We start from the raw sequence: 17,997 nt of genomic DNA, 5'->3' as shown, positions 1-17,997 counted from the left end.
ATCTGATGACAGCCGCGCCAGCCTGTGAGGGTGCAACCTTGAAACTACAGCAGTTGAAGTATCTGATCGCGGTGCGGGACCACAATCTCAACGTCTCCGTCGCTTCCGATGCGCTCTATACCAGCCAGCCTGGGGTGAGCAAGCAGATCGGCTTGCTGGAGAGCGAGCTGGGGGTGCGCATCTTCGAGCGTCGCGGCAAGCACCTGCACAGGATCACCCCTGTGGGGGAGGAGATCATCAAGTGCGCCGAGGCCATGCTCAACATAGAGAGCAAGATCAAGGCCATCTCCCGGGAGTACCTGGATCCGACAGTGGGTACCCTCAACATCCACACCACCCACACCATAGCCCGCTACCTGCTACCGAAAAGCGTCACCTATTTCACCAAGAAGTACCCCAAGATCTCGTTCCACCTGCACCCCGTGATGTCGGCCACCAAGGAGCAGATCAGCAAGGGTTACTCGGATTTTTCCATCGTGGCCCACGAGATAGGCTTCGACAAGGAGCTGATCGCGCTGCCCGCCTACCTCTGGACCCTGTCGCTGGTGGTGCCGCAGGATCATCCCCTGGCCAAGGTGAAGAAACCGACCCTGGAGCAGCTCTGCCAGTACCCCATCCTCAGCTACGAGAGCGGCGCCACCGGGCGTCAGGTGCAGGACAGGGTGTTCCAGGCGGCCGGCCTCAGCCCCAACTACTACATGACTGTGATGGATGCGGGCGTCATCAAGCGCTACGTGGAACTGGGCTTTGGCATCGGCATCATCTCGTCCTTGGTGGCCAACGACCACGATGCCCCCAGCCTGGTGGCCATCAACCTGGAGCACCTGTTCGAGCCCTGCCCGGCCCAGCTCTGCTTCAGCAAGAGCATACTGCTGCAGAACTACATGTATGACTTCATCAGCTCCTTCTCCCCCCATCTCACCAAGGAGATGATCCAGAACGTGATGCAGCAGCCGACCCAGGCGCGCATCGACGAACTGCTGGTCGGGGTGGAACTGCCCGTCTACTGAGTCGTCTTCCGTCATCGGTCCGGTGCCGCTGGATGCCGGACCCGCCCTGCCGAGGTCCCCATGTCCCGCATCCTGCTGCTTGCCAATCTCAACTGTGATCATGTGCTCTCCCTGGCCGAACCCCTGGTGGCGGGGGCACGGATGCAATACGTTGATCAGGGGCGCAGGCTCGGCGGCGGCGCCGCCAACACCGGCATAGGGCTGGTGTGGGCGGGGCACGAGGTCATCATTGCCTCCCGCATTGGGCTGGACGAGACCGGCGACTGGCTGCTGGAGCAGGCGACGGGCCATGGGCTGGACTGTTCCCACGTGGAGCGCTTTGGCGGCGAGACGGGGGAGCTGCTGGTGCTGGTGGACTCCACCGGGGAGCGCACCATTCTAAGGCGACCGCGCCGCCCGGATCTGCCTGGCGACTTGCCGCTGGAGGGGGTGGACTGTCTCTACGTGAACTATCCCGGCACCGCCATCATCGGCTACATGCGCCAGATGCTCGCCAGAAGCTTCGTGGTGGCCCAGTACCCCAAGGGCGGGCAGAGCCGCCGCCCCTGCCACGTGCTGGTGGCCTCCCGCGCCGATCTCGCCGAGGTGGGCGATCCCTGGCGGCATGCCCGGGAGCTCGCTGGGGAGCAGCTCGAATGGCTGGTGCTGACCGAGGGCAAGGCGGGGGCCGTTGCCATCCACGGCGAGGAGCAGGTGCGGGTGGCGGCGCGGCCGGTGTCCGTGGTCGACACCACGGGGGCGGGAGATGCCTTCGCCGGCGGCCTTATCCACGGTCTGGCCCGGGGCATGGCGATGGGGGATGCCCTGCAGTGTGCGGTGGACTGGGGCGCCTTCGCGGTCGCCTCCGAGAGCTCCATCCCCTCCCAGGCCCTGAAAACCTGGCTGAAACATCCCCACTGACAGCCGCGAACCGGCCCGCTGGCCGGACTGTTGTCCCCTGCCTGCCGATGGAGTTTAGCCGCCGGAAATGGCCAAAACCCCGCCCCGAGCCGGCAAGTTTGCGATCAATCAAAGAAAGTGTCGATTTATGTACATCTTCGTCGACACCCGCCAGAGCTGCTCTTAACCTTGTCACTCCACGACCCGGCTGAAGAAGCGACACCTGTGCGGGCGCACGTGCAGTCTCACCTCTCTGGCCACTGGCTGTCGTCCTGATTTCTGGCTTGTAGTAAGAGGCAAGTGCGACCATGCAACTGACACGATTTACCGACTACGCCCTGCGTACCCTGACCTTTCTGGCTATCCAGCCCGGTGATCGCCTGTCGACCATCACGGAAGTGGCCGACACCTTCGCCATCTCCCGCAACCACGTGGTCAAGATAGTGCATCAGCTCGGCATCAAGGGGTACATCGAAACGGTACGTGGCAAGCATGGTGGCATCCGTCTCGGTCGCTCAGCCGTCTCCATCAACCTGCGCGATGTGGTGATGGACATGGAGCACGTGCTCTGCCCGGTGGATTGCAAGCGTGAGAACTGCCGCCTCTCCGGCGGCTGCCGCATCCAGGGCATACTGCGCCGCGCCATGAACGCCTTCCTCGAGGTGCTGGGGGAATACACGCTGGCGGATGCGGTGCGGGATCCCACCCGGCTGTGCCACCTGCTTGGCATCGAGCAGGACAATATCCTGACCATGGCCTGAGGGTCATGACGGTGAAAGGGCCCCGAGGGCCCTTTTTGCTGTCTGGCATGAATGCCGGGGGCGGATGTGAGTGCGTCGGATGCCGGAGTCGTCAGAGCTGGGGGATCAGGGTGATGGCGCCGTGCAGGCAGGCGAGGCCGCAGGCGCCGCAACCGTCGCAGGCCGCCATGTTGACGCTTACCCCCTCGCTGCTGGCCTTGATCGCCTGCTGGGGGCAGGCATCCTCGCACAGCAGGCAGTAGAAGCCCTGACGGGCCTGACAGCTCGCCTCTATCCTGACCCGGGTCTGCACTTGGCGGCCGAGCCGCAGGTCCAGCGCTCCGGTGGGACAGGCTCTGGCGCAGCTGCCGCAGTAGCTGCACTGGCCGCAGGCGAGATCCAGCACAGGGGTGCCGGCTATGGGGGTACCGACATATTCGGGCTGGTCGGCGGGTTTGAGCAGGCCGTTGGGGCAGGCCTTGAAGCACTCGCCGCAGCGGCGGCACAGAGCGAGGAATTGCGACTCTTCAATGGCCCAGGGCGGGCGCGCCTCGTGGCAAACCATGTCCGGTTTGCGGGGGCCCCCCAGTGCGTGCGTCAGCCAGCGACAGAAAAAATGAGTCATGCTCACCCCTATACCTATTAGGGGTTAATTTTATCCAGTTTTCCGCCGGCAAGCCAGAGAATAGCGCCAGCCAGGATCGCAAGCCGGGTTGCCCTTGTGTAAGCTAGGCGGGTCTTTTTGCGGGATCTGATGAACTCATGTGGTTATTTCTGTGGCGTGCTTCTCTGCTGTATATCTTCCCCCTGCTGATGTGGGCCTACTGCCGCATCAAGGAGATCGAGTTCACCGAGCTCGACACCGGGGTCAACAGTCACAAGTGGGTGGTGCTGGCCGCCTACCTCATCTATGTGCTGTTCTGGTTGCTGCTCAACCGTTATCTCGAGCTCTTCCTGCGCCAGCGGAGCCGCCGATGATCGCCGCACGAGTTGATGTCCAGTCAGGGCCTCGGCTTGGCCGTTATCTCGCACTCTTCTTGCGCCAGCGGAGCTGCCGATGATCCCGATGACGACCTGGCTGCCTGCCTTGCTGGCGGGTCTGCTGGCCCTGCTCCTCGGCTGGTTGGCGGGGCGTCGCACGGCCCGTGAGGAGACAATGCTCACCGAGGAGCGCCACCAGGCGTTGCAGGACAGGTTCGACGAGCTGCAGGACGAGAAGATGCTGGGCCAGCAGAAGCTGGAGCAGCAGCAGGCCCTGCTGCTCAAGCTCACCGCCCGCCTCAAGGATGCCGAAGCCACCCTGCGCAGCGAGCGTATCGCCAGCGCCGAGAAGCTGCAGTTGCAACAAGAGGCTGAGCAGCGCCTCAGTCAGCAGTTCGAGAACCTCGCCAACCGCATCTTCGAACAAAACTCCGGCAATTTCCGCGAACTGAACCAGAACAGCCTGGATCTGCTGCTGACTCCGCTCAAGGAGCAGCTGGAGGGCTTTCGTCGACAGGTGGGGGAGACCCATGCTCAGGAGACGGCACAGCGCCACAGCCTAAAGTTCGAGCTGGAGCGCCTCGCCGAGCTCAATGCCCGCATGACAGAAGAGGCAGCGGCCCTGACCCGGGCCCTCAAGGGGGACAGCAAGCAGCAGGGCAACTGGGGGGAGGTGGTGCTGGCCCGCATCCTCTCCGAGTGCGGCCTGCGGGAGGGTCACGAGTATCACACCCAGGTCAACATCGAGGTGGACAAGGGCAAGCGCTATCAGCCCGACGTCATAGTCCACCTGCCCCAGGACAAAGACATCATCATCGACGCCAAGGTGTCGCTGACCGCCTACGAGCGCTGGTACAACGCGGACGACGAGCTGGAGAAGGCGGTGGCGCTCAAGGAGCACGTTGCCTCGGTGCGCAACCATATCCGCGAGCTGGGCCGCAAGGATTACCAGCAACTGCCCGGGGTGCGCACCCTGGACTATGTGCTGATGTTCGTGGCGGTGGAGCCTGCCTTCCTCACCGCCCTGGAGGCAGACCCCTCCCTGGTACGCTACGGGCTGGATCACAACATACTGCTGGTGAGCCCCACCAACCTGATGGTGGCGCTGCGCACCATAGAGAACCTGTGGCGCTACGAGCGGCAGAACCAGAACTCGCGCCAGATAGCGGAGCGGGCCGGCCGCCTCTACGAGAAGCTGCGGCTCTTCGTGGAGGAGATGCAGCAGATGGGGGGCAGCCTGCACAAGGCGCAGGAGAGCTACGACAAGGCGATGGGGCGGTTGGTCAACGGCCGTGGCAACCTGATCGCCCAGGCCGAGCGTTTTCGCGAGCTGGGGGTGGAGGTCACCAAGCCCCTGCCTGAGCCCCTGGTCAATCGCGCGCTGGAGCGGGAAGACGCTGCCGACTGAAGCAACGACGACGGTCGAACGCAGACAAAAAGGGCAGCCCGCGGGCTGCCCTTTTTGTCATGGTGATCCGTCACTCCGATCTCATTGGCGCCAGAACGAGGGGAAGAAGATCACCGCCACCGTCAGGATCTCGAGCCGTCCCAGCAACATGCCGAACGACAGTATCCATTTGGCCGTATCCGGCAGACTGGCAAAGTTGGTGCTGGGGCCTATGACGGGGCCCATGCCGGGGCCCACGTTGGCCACCGCCGTGATGGAGCCCGAGATGGCGGTCAGGGGATCCAGGCCGATGGCGGCGAGCAGGGCGGCGATCAGCAGTATGACGGCGAAGTAGACCAGCACGAAGGAGATCAGGGAGCGGATGATGGCGTCGTTGACCGGACGGCCGTTGTACTTCTGGGGGAAGACGCCGGAGGGGTGCATCAGCTGGCGCATCTGCTTCTTGAACAGGGCGAAGGCCACCTGTACCCGGAAGATCTTGAGCCCGCCGGCGGTGGAGCCGGAGCAGGCGCCAAGCGCCAGCAAAATGATGAAGATGATGCTGGTGAGGGGCCCCCAGGTGCCGAAGTCGCCGAGGCCGAAGCCGGTGGTGGTGATCACCGAGACGATGTTGAAACTGCTGATGCGCAGGGCATCCATGAAGCCGTAAATATCCCTTACCCAGAGATAGAAGGTGACCACCACCGTCACCCAGACCACCAGCCAGAAGAAGCCCTGGACCTGCGCATCCTTGAGCAGGCTGTTGTCACGGCGGGAGAGGGCCTGCACATAGAGCAGGAAGGGCAGGCCGCCGAGGAACATGAAGAGGGTGCCGATCCAGTGCGCCGAGTTGGAGAAGTGGGACATGGATTGGTCCGAAGTGGAGTAGCCCCCGGTGCTCAGCGTCGTCATGGCGTGGTTGACCGCCTCGAACAGCGTCATGCCGCTCACCCAGTAGGCGAGGAAGCAGAGCATGGAGAGCACCAGATAGACCACCACTATGTTGTTGGCCACCGTCTTGGCGCGGGGAGCGCTCTTGTCTGACCAATCCGAGCTCTCGGTCTGGAACAGCTTCATGCCGCCGACGTTGAGGTAGGGCAGCACGGCCACCGCCATCACGATAAAGCCCACGCCCCCCAGCCACTGCAGGATGGAGCGCCACAGCAAGATGCTGTGGGCCATGCCGTCCAGCCCCGACAGCACTGTGGATCCCGTGGTGGTGACCCCTGACATGGTCTCGAAGTAGGCGTCGGTGAAGTCGATGTGGTTGATGAAGAAGAAGGGCAGGGCGCCGAAGATGCAGGCCACCACCCAGACCGAGGTGGTGAGCAGGAACATCTCCCGCACCCCGAGATGAAACTCCGCCTTGCGCCCGTAGTGCAGGCAGAGCAGGGCGGCGCCGTGGGTGATGAGCACGGACTTGAGAAACTCGACGAAGCCCTCGGAGCCGGTGAACAGCGCCAGCAGGGTGGGCAGCCACATGAAGAGGGCCAGCTTGGAGAGCACCAGCCCGAGGGTGAAGACGATGGGACGCAGCTTGATCATGCAAGATAACCTGGTCGTTGATTGAAAAAAGACCCGGACCTTCCCTCTGGGAAATGTTCGGGTCTGGATGTCGCAGCCTGTTGCATGGAGGGCTTACAGGAAGAAAGGACTGGGCTGGAACAGGCGTTCCACTTCCGGGATGTACTTCTTGTCCACCAAGAACATCACCACGTGGTCATCCTGCTGGATCTGGGTGCGATCGTGGGCGATCAGCACCTCGTCTCCCCGCACCACGGCGCCTATGGTGGTGCCCGGCGGCAGCTTGAGCTCACCCACCGTCTTGCCCACCACCTTGGAGGTGTTCTCGTCACCGTGGGCGATGGCCTCGATGGCTTCGGCCGCCCCGCGGCGCAGGCTGTAGACGTTGGCGATGTCGGCCCGGCGCACGTGGGTCAGCAGGGCCGAGATGGTGGCCTGCTGGGGCGAGATGGCGATGTCGATGGAGCCGCCTTGCACCAGATCCACGTAAGCACCGCGCTGGATCAGCACCATTGTCTTCTTGGCACCCATCTTCTTGGCGAGCAGGGCCGACATGATGTTGGCCTCGTCTTCGTTGGTCACCGCGATGAAGACGTCGATCTGATCGATGTGCTCCTCCGCCAGCAGCTCCTGATCCGCCGCGTCGCCGCAGAAGACGATGGTGTTTTCCAGGTTCTCCGAGAGCTGCTCCGCCCGCTTCTGGTTGCGCTCGATAAGCTTGACGCTGTAGCGCTTCTCCAGCTGGCGGGCGAGTCCGGCGCCTATGTTGCCACCTCCGACTATCATGATGCGGCGATAGGGGCTCTCGAGCCGTTGCAGCTCCGACATCACGGCCCGGATGTGGCCGGCGGCGGCGACGAAGAACACCTCGTCATCCGCCTCTATGATGGTGGTGCCTTGCGGGCGGATGGAGCGGCCCTGGCGGAAGATGGCGGCGACCCGGGTCTCTATGTTCGGCATGTGATCCCGCAGGGTGGAGAGCGCATTGCCCACCAGGGGGCCGCCGTAGTAGGCCTTGACCGCCACCAGACCCACCTTGCCGCCTGCAAAATCAACCACCTGCAGCGCACCCGGATACTCGATGAGGCGACGCACATAGTCGGTCACCAGCTGCTCGGGGGCGATCAGGTGATCCACGGGTACGGATTCCGGCAGGAACAGGCGATCCCGCTCCACCAGATAGGCGGGGGAGCGGATCCGCGCCACCTTATTCGGGGTGTTGAACAGGGAGTAGGCCACCTGACAGGCGATCATGTTGGTCTCGTCACTGTTGGTGACCGCCACCAGCATGTCCGCATCCTGGGCCCCCGCCTCGCGCAGCACCCTGGGGTGGGCGCCGTGACCGTTCACCACCCGCAGGTCGAACTTGTCCTGCAGCTCCCGCAGGCGGTCGCTGTCGGTGTCGACGATGGTGATGTCGTTGTTCTCGCCGGCGAGGTTTTCCGCCAGGGTGCCACCCACCTGACCCGCACCCAGAATGATGATTTTCATATGGACATCTTACTCAAGATTGTTGCTTCGAAACGAGGCAAGCCAGCCTGTCGCCCGGACTCATCATCCGGCTGCACGGCCTACAGCTTGATCAGCTTGGCATAATAGAAGCCGTCCATCTCCGCCTCGCCGGGCAGGAACTGGCGACCCGGGCAATCCGGGTTGTCCTGCTCGTGCAGCGGTACCAGACGGGCGTCCTTGGTGTCAGCCAGGAAGGTGCGGATCTGGTCGCGGTTCTCTTCCGGCAGCACTGAGCAGGTGGCATAGAGCAGGGTGCCGCCGTTTTTGAGCTTCGCCCAGAGGGCGCTCAGGATGCGGCGTTGCAGCTCGGCCAGCTCGCGGATGTCCTGATCCCGGCGCAGCCACTTGATGTCCGGATGACGGCGGATCACGCCGGTGGCGGAGCAGGGGGCATCCAGCAGGATGCGATCGAACTGGCCTTCTGGCCACCACAGGTCCGGCGTGCTGGCATCCCCGTGGATCACCCTGGCGGTGAGACCGATGCGGTCCAGATTTTCCTGCACCCGGGTGAGGCGGTGTTCATCTGCATCCACGGCGACCACCCCGGCCAGCTTGGGCTGCAATTCCAGCAGGTGAGCCGTCTTGCCGCCGGGGGCGGCGCAGGCGTCCAGCACCCAGTCACCGGGTTGGGGGTCGAGCAAGGCGGCAGCTTGTTGGGCTGCACCGTCTTGCACCGAGCAGTCACCGGTTTCGAAACCGGGCAGCTTGGTCACGTCGCAGGGGCGCTCCAGCAGTATGCAATCCTCCCCCTCTTCGCCGGCGACCGCATTGATGCCCACTTCGGCCATGCGGGCCAGCATCTGCTCACGGCTCTGGCGCTGGCTGTTGTTGCGGATCCACATGGGGGGACGCTGGTTGTTCGCCTCCATGATGAATTCCCAATCTTCGGGATAGGCCTGACGCAGACGCTTGGTGAGCCACTCGGGGTGACCGAGGCGGATGCTGGGCACCCGGTCGATGCGCAGCAGTATGACTTCGGCGCTGCGCTGGAAGTTGCGCAGCACGCCGTTGATGAGGCCGCGCAGTGAGGTGCCCTTGAGCAGCTTGACGGCATTGACGGTCTCGGCCACGGCGGCATGAGCCGGAATGCGGGTGTAGATGAGCTGATAGAGACCGACCAGGATCAGATAGTGGAAGATGCGGCTCTTGTTCTTGAGCGGCTTGTCCATCATCTCGCTCACCGCCGCGTCGAGGCGGGGCAGCCAGCGCAGGGTGCCATAGCAGAGTTCTTGCAGGAGGGCGCGATCGCGGGGCGCCACCTTCTCCTGGGCAGCAGGCAGAACAGCGGAGAGGGATTGGCCCTGATCCAGCACCTGTTGAATAACGAGAGCGGCCTGTGCACGTGTTTTCATAGAGTTACCTTAGATGCGCAAGTCGGGGCCTGGGCCCCGCTTGTGTCAATTCAATCCAGTTCAATGCAATTGCGTGCCGGGTTCAAACCAGTCGCGGCGAGAGTTGAGCAGATCCGGGACGGACATGGCCTTCTTGCCGGGCGGTTGCAGGGTCAGCAGGCGCAGCACCCCCTTGCCGGTGGCGACGTCGATCCCCTGCTTGTCGGCCTTGAGCAGGGTGCCGGCGGGTTGGCCATGGTCGCTGTCGATGACCTCGGCCTGCCACACCTTGATGGTCTGCTCCGCCACTTCGAACCAGCTGATGGGCCAGGGATTGAAGGCGCGGATGCAGCGCTCGATGGCGACGGCCTCCATGGACCAGTCGATACGCGCCTCTTCCTTGGAGAGCTTCTGGGCATAGTTGGCCAGCGCATCGTCCTGCGCCTCGGCAGCGGTGTCACCGGCGGCCATGGCATTGAGGGTGTCGACCAGTGCCTGCGGGCCCAGCTCGGCCAGCTTGTCATAGAGGCTGGCGGAGGTCTCATCAAAGGCGATGGGGCAGCTCACCTTGCGGATCATGGCGCCGGTATCCAGCCCCACATCCATCTGCATTATGGTGACACCGGTCTCGGCATCTCCCGCCCAGATGGCGCGCTGGATGGGGGCGGCACCGCGCCAGCGTGGCAGCAGGGAGCCGTGCACATTGAGGCAGCCAAGGCGCGGGGTGTCGAGCACCGCCTTGGGCAGGATCAGGCCGTAGGCCACCACCACCATGAGATCTGCGCCAAGGGCGGCCAGCTCGGCCTGTGCCTCTTCATTGCGCAGGGAGGCCGGCTGGTAGACCGGCAGATCGTTGGCGAGGGCCAGCTCCTTGACCGGGCTGGCGGTCAGTTTCTGGCCGCGGCCCGCCGGCTTGTCGGGCTGGGTGTAAACGGCGACGACTTCATGGTCGGAAGACAACAACGCCGCCAGATGACGGGCGGCGAAGTCGGGGGTACCGGCAAAAATCAGTTTCAGCTTATTCAATGGGGCAGATCCTCAGAGGACTTTGCGATCTTCACGGGCCATCTTTTCCAGCTTCTGACGGATGCGCTGGCGCTTGAGCGGGGACAAGTAATCCACAAACAGCTTGCCGACCAGATGATCCATCTCATGCTGTATGCAGATAGCGAGCAGATCGTCGGCTTCCAGCTCGAATGGCTTGCCGTGGCGATCCAGCGCCCGGACCTTGACCCACTCGGCGCGCGGCACCAGAGCGCGGCTGCCGGGGACCGAGAGGCAACCCTCTTCGATGCCGGTGCTGCCTGACTGCTCCAGGATCTCCGGGTTGATCAGCACCAGTTGATCTTCACGGTCTTCAGAGACATCGATGACGATGATGCGCTGATGAATGTCGACCTGAGTCGCGGCCAGGCCTATGCCTTCCTCCGCGTACATGGTTTCGAACATATCATCTACAATCTGTTGTAACTCGGGTGTAATGGTCTCGACAGGGGCTGCGACTGTGCGCAGGCGCTCATCGGGGAAACGCAATACATCTAGAATGGCCATAGTTTTTTCTTTAGTTTCATATAAACGCAGTCAATATTGACGTAATTCTAGTCATTTACGTCGACAAAAAACAGCAACACTTTGCGTGCAGAAGTAACAGGGAGTGTTATGCATCTGAAGCAAATCATCCTCGCCTGTCTGGCGACAGCCCTGGCCAATGGTGCCATGGCACAGCAGTTGACGCTGAAATCCGGCTATCCCGAGAGTTATGTGGTGCAGAAGGGGGATACCCTCTGGGATATTTCGGGCCAGTATCTGGCCGAACCCTGGCTCTGGCCACGTCTCTGGAACATCAATCCCCAGATCGCCAACCCACACTGGATTTACCCCGGTGATGTCCTGCAGCTGAGCTGGGTCAATGGTGAGCCGCGTCTGGGCAAGGCAAGCCAGGGCGGCAAACAGGTCATTCACCTGTCTCCCAAGAACCGCTACGAGAACAAGGCCAATCCCATTCCGACCCTGCCTCTCAGCGAGATAGTGCCCTTCCTGCAAACCGATCACATTCTATCCGATAGTCAGCAGAGCAAGGATCTGCCCTATGTGCTTGGCAATAACGACAAGCATATCGGCATGCTGGAGGGGGATACCCTCTATGTGCAGGGGGCGCTGAATCCGGGTCAGAGTTATGGCATCTATCGCCCCGGGGTGACTTACAAGGACAAACAGACCGGTGAGCAGCTCGGCCAAGAGGCGATTTTTGTCGGCACTGTGCGAGCGGAGGATCGCCAGGCCAACAACAGCACCAGAGTCACGCTGACGCACAACAGGCGCGAGGTGTATCAGGGAGACAAGGTCATCCCGTTACCACCGCAGGAGAGTCTCTCAGCCGTTTTCATGCCAAAGGCGGCGCCAGTGATTTCCCCCGGTTATGTGATAGAGCTGCCGAGCAAGGTGCGTGGGGGAGGCAAGTTTGACGTTGTCCTCATCAACAAGGGGCAGCGGGATCAGATTGTCCCAGGCGATGTGCTCGAGATCCTGCGTCCGGGAGTCGAGATGGTGGACAAGAATGGCAAGGTCTCGTATCGGGAATATGCTTCCGTCTATGACAAGGCATTCCACTCTGCTGGCAAGTCGTCCTTGCCCGCCGAAGCGGTTGCCAGGGTCATGTTGTTCAAGGTCTATGACAAGCTGAGTTATGGCCTCATCCTGCAGAGCCAGGATCTGGTCAGCTCGGGTTATCAGGTCAGTAACTTCTGACGTGCCACTTCCACTCGGGCGGCTTTCGCTGTGGTTGACGCTGGATGCGGTGACCGGCATAGGTCCGGTCACCGCCGCACGACTGCTAGCGCACTTCGGTGGCGACATCGATGCCCTGTTTGGCTGTGATGACGATGTGTTGCAATCACTTGGCCTGCAATCGTCCCAGATCCGGCAACTGAGATGGCCGTCCCCCCTGGTGGAGCAGGGGCTGAACTGGGCCGCGGTAGCTGACAATCACCTGCTTTGCCCGGACAGCCCCGCCTATCCCTCGCTGCTCAAAGAGATCCCCGCCGCCCCCCTGTTGCTCTATTGCCGCGGGGATCTCGCATCCTTTTCCCTGCCACAGCTGGCGATGGTGGGAACCCGTCACCCCACCTATGCAGGCAAGGACAACGCCGCCCGTTTGTGTGCAGAACTGGTGGAGAGCGGTTTGGCGATCACCTCCGGATTGGCGCTGGGCATTGATGGCATCTGTCACCAGCAGGCCTTGGCATCGGGCGGTGTGACGTTGGCGGTGCTGGGCTCCGGGCTTGACTGTCTCTATCCAAAGCGCCACCAGGGCCTGGCGATGCAGATCCTCGAGCACGGCGGCCTGCTTGTCTCCGAGCTGGCGCCGGACCAGGGGCCGCTGGCGGAACATTTCCCTCGTCGCAATCGCATCATCAGTGGCCTGTCGCTGGGCACGCTGGTGGTGGAGGCGGCCGAACAGAGCGGCTCACTCATCACGGCCCGCTACGCGCTGGAGCAGGGTCGCGAGGTCTTTGCCATCCCGGGTGCGCCGCAAAATACCCAGGCAGCGGGGTGCAATCGCCTGCTTCAGCAGGGGGCCAAGCTGGTCTTGAATGCGGCAGATGTCATGGAAGAGCTGCCTGCTTTTGTGCTGTTACAGAGGCTGGCGAACCCTTCTCCCGAGCCATTGCATAATAGCGAATTGCCTTATGCCGATTTGTTGGATAACGTAGATTATGAGACCACGAGCGTGGATACCGTTGCCGAGCGGGCCCAGCTTCCTGTCGAAGTGGTATTGGGCAGGTTGGTAGAGCTGGAGCTGGCCGGTGCAGTGATGGCGGTAGCCGGTGGATACGTCAGAGCGAGGAGGGCGAATCATGTTTGATGTATTGATGTACCTTTTCGAGACCTACATCCACAGCGATGCAGATGTGATGGTCGAGCAGGATGAACTCACCGACGAACTTAGCCGGGCCGGTTTCAATCAGGACGAGATTGAGAAGGCACTCAACTGGCTGGAACGACTGGCCAATCTGCATGACAGCGAGCGGGAGGTGTATGTCACCGCCAGTGCGCAAGGTTCGATGCGGATCTACGCCCCGCAAGAGCTGGCTCGCCTCAGTACAGAGTGCCGTGGTTTCCTGCTGTTCCTGGAACAGGCTCAGGTGCTGAACGCCGAAACCCGCGAAATCTGTATCGAGCGCTTGCTGGAGCTGGACAAGCCGGATATCGAGCTGGATGACCTGAAGTGGGTCGTCATGATGGTGCTGTTCAACGTCCCGGGCAGCGAGAATGCCTACCAGCAGATGGAGGAGCTGGTGTTTGACGAGTCAGACGGTGTCATTCACTGACAGTCCGGTGCCGCGCTGGTAGAATTCAGGCCATCTGGATTCCAAGGCGCGGCCCATGTCAAAAATCGATCATCACCTCTTTTCTGCCCACGAACATGCCTTCGAGCGCGAGCCGTGCCCGCAGTGTGGTGCCGAGCTGATGATCCGTCAGGGCAAGCATGGCCCCTTTCTGGGCTGCTCGGCCTACCCCTCCTGTGACTATATTCGTTCCCTGACGCCCTCTGGCCGCGACATCGAAAAGGTGCTCGAAGGATCCTCCTGCCCCGATTGTGGTCAGCCGCTGGCGATCAAGAAGGGGCGCTACGGCCTGTTCGTGGGCTGTACCCAGTATCCGGCCTGCCAGCATATCGAGTCCCTGCAGGAGAGCGACGATACCCAGATCCTCTGCCCGGAGTGTGGCAAGGGTCATCTGGTGAGCCGCACCTCCCGCTATGGCAAACAGTTTTACTCCTGTGATGCCTATCCTCACTGCAAGTACGTGGTGAATGACAAGCCTGTTCCCATGCCCTGCCCCGAGTGTGGCTGGGGCATCATGATCGAGAAGAAAGTGAGAGGTAGTCTGCGCTGGGTCTGCCCGCAAAAGAAATGCTGTCATCAGAGTGAGCGGGTATAATCCTGCCGCCATAAGCCGGCTGGCAGCTTGCTGGCAAGAGGGGGCTTCATCTGGATTTATCATCTTGCCGTGAACCGCCCTTTTACGGCCGTGCCGTTGGCGCCGATCCCGATATTGCCGCGCCGTCAGCCTCTTGACCAGTTCATGTGGCCCGGCATCTCAGGCGTTGCAGTGGCCAATGATGAGCTGAGGCTATGTTGGCGGGTCAAACGTCCGTATGTACTGAAGAGGTGAGGGCACCAAGGTGCCCTCACCTCGGTTCAACTTACAACCCAGTGATGAGAGGTGGCAGCCTGGCTGTCGCATTTTTTCTATGCCAAACGAATTTGAACAAGCGATCGCCGCCCTGCACCGCGAAGGGGTGATCGCCTATGCCACCGAGGCCGTCTTTGGCCTGGGGTGTGATCCCGACTCCGAGGCCGCGGTTCAGCGCCTGCTGGCCATCAAGCAGCGTCCGGTGGAGAAGGGCCTGATCCTGATCGCCGCCGATCTGGCCCAATTGCAGGATTACATCGACCTGAGCCAGCTCAGCAGCGAACAGCTTGCTCGCGTGCAGGCGAGCTGGCCCGGCCCCTTCACCTGGATCATGCCTGCCCGTGCGACCACGCCGGCCTGGCTGACCGGGCAGTTCGATACTTTGGCTGTGCGCGTGACGGCCCATCCTCAGGTACAGGCCCTGTGCCGCGCCTTTGGCAAACCTCTGGTCTCGACCAGTGCCAACCTGACCGGCGAGGAGCCTGCCCGACGGGTGGCCGATATAGGTGAGCTGCTGGCAAGTCAGCTGGCCCATATCCTGCCCGGCGAGGTCGGGGGACAAGCCAATCCATCCGAGATCAAGGACGCCCGTACCGGCGCCATCATTCGTCCCTCCTGAGGGACGCAGATTTGCAGTCATGACGGGCGATGTGCTCATGGCATGACACCACAATATAAAATGGACGGGACAATCAAGAGCCTGCCTGACTGGAGACAAGATGAGCAAACCGGATGTGGCCCAGGTCAAGGCCTTCCTGCTGCAGTTGCAGGACGAGATCTGCCGGGGACTGGAGCAGGCTGACGGCGCCGGACACTTCGTGGAGGATGCCTGGCGCCGTGAAGGCGGTGGCGGCGGTCGCACCCGGGTGCTGCGCCATGGCGCGGTGATCGAGCAGGGCGGGGTCAACTTCTCCCATGTCTATGGTGATGCCATGCCCTCCTCTGCCACGGCCCACCGCCCCGAACTGGCTGGCCGCAAGTTCGAGGCCATGGGCGTCTCGCTGGTGATCCATCCGCACAATCCTTATGTGCCGACCAGTCATGCCAACGTCCGTTTCTTCATCGCCGAGAAAGAGGGCGAGGCGCCCATCTGGTGGTTTGGCGGCGGCTTTGATTTGACGCCCTTCTACCCGTTTGCCGAGGATGTGCAGCACTGGCACCAGGTCTCCCACGATCTCTGTCAGCCTTTTGGTGATGATATCTACCCCGAGTTCAAGTCCTGGTGCGATCGCTACTTCTTCCTCAAGCATCGCAACGAGACCCGGGGGGTGGGTGGCCTCTTCTTCGATGATCTGAACCGCTGGCCCTTTGCCGACTGCTTCTCCTTCATGCAGGCGGTAGGTCGGGGTTATCTCGATGCCTATCTGCCCATTGTCGAGCAACGCAAGGCGCTGCCCTATGGCGAGCGGGAGCGGGCGTTCCAGCTCTATCGCCGTGGTCGCTATGTGGAGTTCAATCTGGTGTATGACAGGGGCACCCTGTTCGGGTTGCAGACTGGCGGACGTACCGAGTCGATCCTGATGTCGATGCCACCCCTGGCTCGTTGGGAGTATGACTGGCAGCCGGAGGCGGGCAGCCCCGAGGCTTTGCTCTATAGCGACTACCTCACGCCACGAGAGTGGCTGTGACTCGAGGGGCCATGACTGCCCCCTTTTTACTGGCCGATATTCGGCTTGTTCCCGGCTGAGAAAACCCGTTAAATCGGGTGATCACCCTCTGATGGAACTCTTTGATGGATCGTTATCTGGTTTTTGGCCACCCGGTGCGCCACAGCAAGTCCCCCTTCATCCATACCCTGTTCGCCAGACAGACCCAGCAAGAGCTGGAGTATGGGCTGGCCGAACCCGCCGTCGACGAGTTTGCCGCTACCCTGCGCAGCTTCTTTGCCCAAGGGGGCAAGGGGTGCAATGTCACAGTGCCGTTCAAGGAGCAGGCGTTCACCCTGGTCGATCGGCTGAGTCCAAGGGCCAAGCGGGCAGGAGCGGTCAACACCATCAAGCTGACCGATGATGGCGTGCTGCTGGGGGACAATACAGATGGCGCCGGGCTGGTAGCCGATCTCAAGGCTCATGGGGTGACATTGGCGGACAGCCGGATCCTGTTGCTGGGGGCCGGTGGAGCGGCTCGCGGTGCGCTGGCGCCGCTGCTGGCGGAGAAGCCGGGCGAGTTGGTCATCGCCAACCGCACTCATGGAAAAGCGCAGCAGCTGGCTGCCGAATTCCAGGATCTGGGGGCGCTCAGTGCCAGGACTTATGAGCAGCTGGCGGGGCCGTTCGATCTCATCATCAATTCCACCTCCGCCAGTCTGCAAGGGGAGCTGCCACCGCTGGCGCCGGCCCTGATCCACGCCGATATCGCCATTTACGACATGATGTACGGTGCGACGGACACGGCCTTCATCGGTTGGGCCAAGCAGCATGGTGCCTGTCAGACCATGGATGGGCTCGGCATGCTGGTGGAGCAGGCTGCCGAAGCCTTTACCGTGTGGCGCGGCATCCGGCCTGGCACCAAGCAGGTGTTGAGAGAGCTGAAACGCAACCTAGGCACCTTGTAAGCTGGTCCGCTTATCAAGCGGGCGGGGAGTGGAACAACCGCGAATGTGCACTCCTGCTGACGGGCGGTTGCGATGCCACCCCTATGTCTGAGCAGAATACCCCTCTTCCTCGGGGGAAAAGTGCCCCCCCGCGCGTGGAAGAATGAAATTGGCACCATTTTAAAATGGGAATTAAAGCAATAGATAACAGTGCCTTATGGTGATTTAAAGCTCGTGCCGCTCGCGTTTATCAAGTTTTTTCTCAAAGCAGCGGAACTTGTACGAAATGGTGCTGACTAACTAGATAGTTGAGGAAGTGCTAGCTAGTCACCTTTATAACTCCCCGGTATTTATACTGGGGATTTTTTTATCCGTTTGAAAAATATATAAATTTATCTTTCCCGTTTTATGTGAAACTAAATTACATAAATTACTTTCACTTTCTGCTGCTTTGCTGTACAGTTATCGACGTAGGGTACAGAGGTAAGATGTTCTATCTTTCAGACCTTTTATTTCACGTAATTGAATGTGGCTGAATAGCAGCCCCGATGAGTCATCGTCGGGGTGTTTTTTTATACGCAGTGTTTAGAGTAAATGCTTTAAATTGAGCAGGCTTTTGTTAGAATAGGAATGTTTCTTGAGGAAAACCAATCGTCTTTGTTCTCGAGAACTCGCTTTTTCCCAATTTTTTGAACTCATTTCTTCAGGCCGGTCCGCGACAGCGAGACTGGCCTCATTTTTATCCCTTCCCACCCCTTTTTTGTAATAAATTTTCAGTTTTGTTGGTACAAGGCATTATTCCCGGCTTGTCTGGCGGGAAGGGTGAAAACGGTGTCATGAAAGGGGGAAGTTAATTTTCACTGCAGCTTAACGCTCTATCTCTCTGATCGAAAAGACTTAT

At 61.2% G+C, this 17,997-nt stretch carries 18 protein-coding genes; 12 read left to right on the top strand and 6 right to left on the bottom strand.

Features of this window, described 5'->3' with window-relative positions:
* The first annotated feature begins 38 nt into the window (after positions 1-38).
* The 3 genes from WIR04_RS19800 to WIR04_RS19790 all read left to right on the top strand — a co-directional run bounded on the left by WIR04_RS19800 (position 39) and on the right by WIR04_RS19790 (position 2,650).
* The gene (locus WIR04_RS19800) at positions 39-1,010 is read left to right on the top strand and encodes a LysR substrate-binding domain-containing protein (RefSeq protein ID WP_025325328.1); all 972 of its coding nucleotides are present in this window, start codon (positions 39-41) and stop codon (positions 1,008-1,010) included.
* 60 nt (positions 1,011-1,070) lie between these two features.
* The gene (locus WIR04_RS19795) at positions 1,071-1,910 is read left to right on the top strand and encodes a PfkB family carbohydrate kinase (protein ID WP_025325329.1); all 840 of its coding nucleotides are present in this window, start codon (positions 1,071-1,073) and stop codon (positions 1,908-1,910) included.
* 287 nt (positions 1,911-2,197) lie between these two features.
* The gene (locus tag WIR04_RS19790) at positions 2,198-2,650 is read left to right on the top strand and encodes an Rrf2 family transcriptional regulator (RefSeq protein WP_005326180.1); all 453 of its coding nucleotides are present in this window, start codon (positions 2,198-2,200) and stop codon (positions 2,648-2,650) included.
* A 91-nt stretch (positions 2,651-2,741) separates the two neighbouring features.
* Here WIR04_RS19790 and WIR04_RS19785 read toward each other — a convergent pair whose 3' ends face one another.
* Positions 2,742-3,254 (bottom strand): ferredoxin-type protein NapF, encoded by a 513-nt coding sequence (locus tag WIR04_RS19785; RefSeq protein WP_338889205.1) that lies wholly within the window; start codon positions 3,252-3,254, stop codon positions 2,742-2,744.
* Between the two features lie 137 nt (positions 3,255-3,391).
* Here WIR04_RS19785 and WIR04_RS19780 point away from each other — a divergent pair, with 137 nt between their 5' ends.
* Positions 3,392-3,607, top strand: coding sequence for a hypothetical protein (locus tag WIR04_RS19780; protein WP_025325331.1), 216 nt, complete (start codon positions 3,392-3,394; stop codon positions 3,605-3,607).
* A gap of 79 nt (positions 3,608-3,686) precedes the next feature.
* Positions 3,687-5,018 (top strand): DNA recombination protein RmuC, encoded by a 1,332-nt coding sequence (gene rmuC / locus WIR04_RS19775; RefSeq protein ID WP_338889202.1) that lies wholly within the window; start codon positions 3,687-3,689, stop codon positions 5,016-5,018.
* A gap of 81 nt (positions 5,019-5,099) precedes the next feature.
* Here rmuC and WIR04_RS19770 read toward each other — a convergent pair whose 3' ends face one another.
* From WIR04_RS19770 to def, 5 genes are all read right to left on the bottom strand, one after another.
* Complete coding sequence (locus WIR04_RS19770) at positions 5,100-6,542, bottom strand: TrkH family potassium uptake protein (protein ID WP_307766043.1); 1,443 nt, start codon at positions 6,540-6,542, stop codon at positions 5,100-5,102.
* A gap of 93 nt (positions 6,543-6,635) precedes the next feature.
* Entirely contained in the window at positions 6,636-8,012 is a 1,377-nt protein-coding gene (gene trkA, locus WIR04_RS19765; protein ID WP_025325334.1) for a Trk system potassium transporter TrkA, read from the bottom strand.
* 80 nt (positions 8,013-8,092) lie between these two features.
* On the bottom strand, positions 8,093-9,385 hold the full coding sequence (gene rsmB, locus WIR04_RS19760; protein WP_338889198.1) for a 16S rRNA (cytosine(967)-C(5))-methyltransferase RsmB: 1,293 nt from the start codon (positions 9,383-9,385) through the stop codon (positions 8,093-8,095).
* Between the two features lie 60 nt (positions 9,386-9,445).
* Positions 9,446-10,390 carry a methionyl-tRNA formyltransferase gene (gene fmt, locus WIR04_RS19755; RefSeq protein ID WP_338889196.1) on the bottom strand — a complete coding sequence of 315 codons (945 nt, stop codon included), beginning with the start codon at positions 10,388-10,390 and terminating at the stop codon, positions 9,446-9,448.
* Positions 10,391-10,402: 12 nt separating this feature from the next.
* The gene (def, locus tag WIR04_RS19750; RefSeq protein ID WP_025325337.1) at positions 10,403-10,915 is read right to left on the bottom strand and encodes a peptide deformylase; all 513 of its coding nucleotides are present in this window, start codon (positions 10,913-10,915) and stop codon (positions 10,403-10,405) included.
* Between the two features lie 108 nt (positions 10,916-11,023).
* Here def and WIR04_RS19745 point away from each other — a divergent pair, with 108 nt between their 5' ends.
* From WIR04_RS19745 to aroE, 7 genes are all read left to right on the top strand, one after another.
* Positions 11,024-12,112, top strand: a complete 1,089-nt coding sequence (locus tag WIR04_RS19745; RefSeq protein WP_338889193.1) for a LysM peptidoglycan-binding domain-containing protein — start codon at positions 11,024-11,026, stop codon at positions 12,110-12,112.
* 1 nt (position 12,113) lies between these two features.
* A complete protein-coding gene (dprA, locus tag WIR04_RS19740; protein ID WP_338889191.1) occupies positions 12,114-13,229 on the top strand; it encodes a DNA-processing protein DprA in 1,116 nt (371 codons plus the stop codon).
* A complete protein-coding gene (locus WIR04_RS19735; protein ID WP_025325340.1) occupies positions 13,222-13,695 on the top strand; it encodes a DUF494 family protein in 474 nt (157 codons plus the stop codon). The genes dprA and WIR04_RS19735 overlap by 8 nt, the downstream gene beginning before the upstream one ends.
* A 55-nt stretch (positions 13,696-13,750) precedes the next feature.
* The gene (locus WIR04_RS19730) at positions 13,751-14,308 is read left to right on the top strand and encodes a type I DNA topoisomerase (protein ID WP_338889188.1); all 558 of its coding nucleotides are present in this window, start codon (positions 13,751-13,753) and stop codon (positions 14,306-14,308) included.
* Positions 14,309-14,621: 313 nt separating this feature from the next.
* On the top strand, positions 14,622-15,182 hold the full coding sequence (locus WIR04_RS19725; RefSeq protein ID WP_025325342.1) for a Sua5/YciO/YrdC/YwlC family protein: 561 nt from the start codon (positions 14,622-14,624) through the stop codon (positions 15,180-15,182).
* A gap of 100 nt (positions 15,183-15,282) precedes the next feature.
* Positions 15,283-16,191 (top strand): oxygen-dependent coproporphyrinogen oxidase, encoded by a 909-nt coding sequence (gene hemF, locus WIR04_RS19720; protein WP_338889186.1) that lies wholly within the window; start codon positions 15,283-15,285, stop codon positions 16,189-16,191.
* Between the two features lie 104 nt (positions 16,192-16,295).
* Positions 16,296-17,117: a shikimate dehydrogenase gene (gene aroE / locus WIR04_RS19715; RefSeq protein ID WP_338889184.1), complete on the top strand. Its 822-nt coding sequence runs from the start codon at positions 16,296-16,298 to the stop codon at positions 17,115-17,117.
* Positions 17,118-17,997 lie beyond the last annotated feature (880 nt).

Source organism: Aeromonas rivipollensis (genome assembly GCF_037811135.1).
Classification (GTDB): Bacteria; Pseudomonadota; Gammaproteobacteria; order Enterobacterales; family Aeromonadaceae; genus Aeromonas; species Aeromonas rivipollensis.
This window is presented reverse-complemented; position numbering and strand designations above follow the sequence as displayed.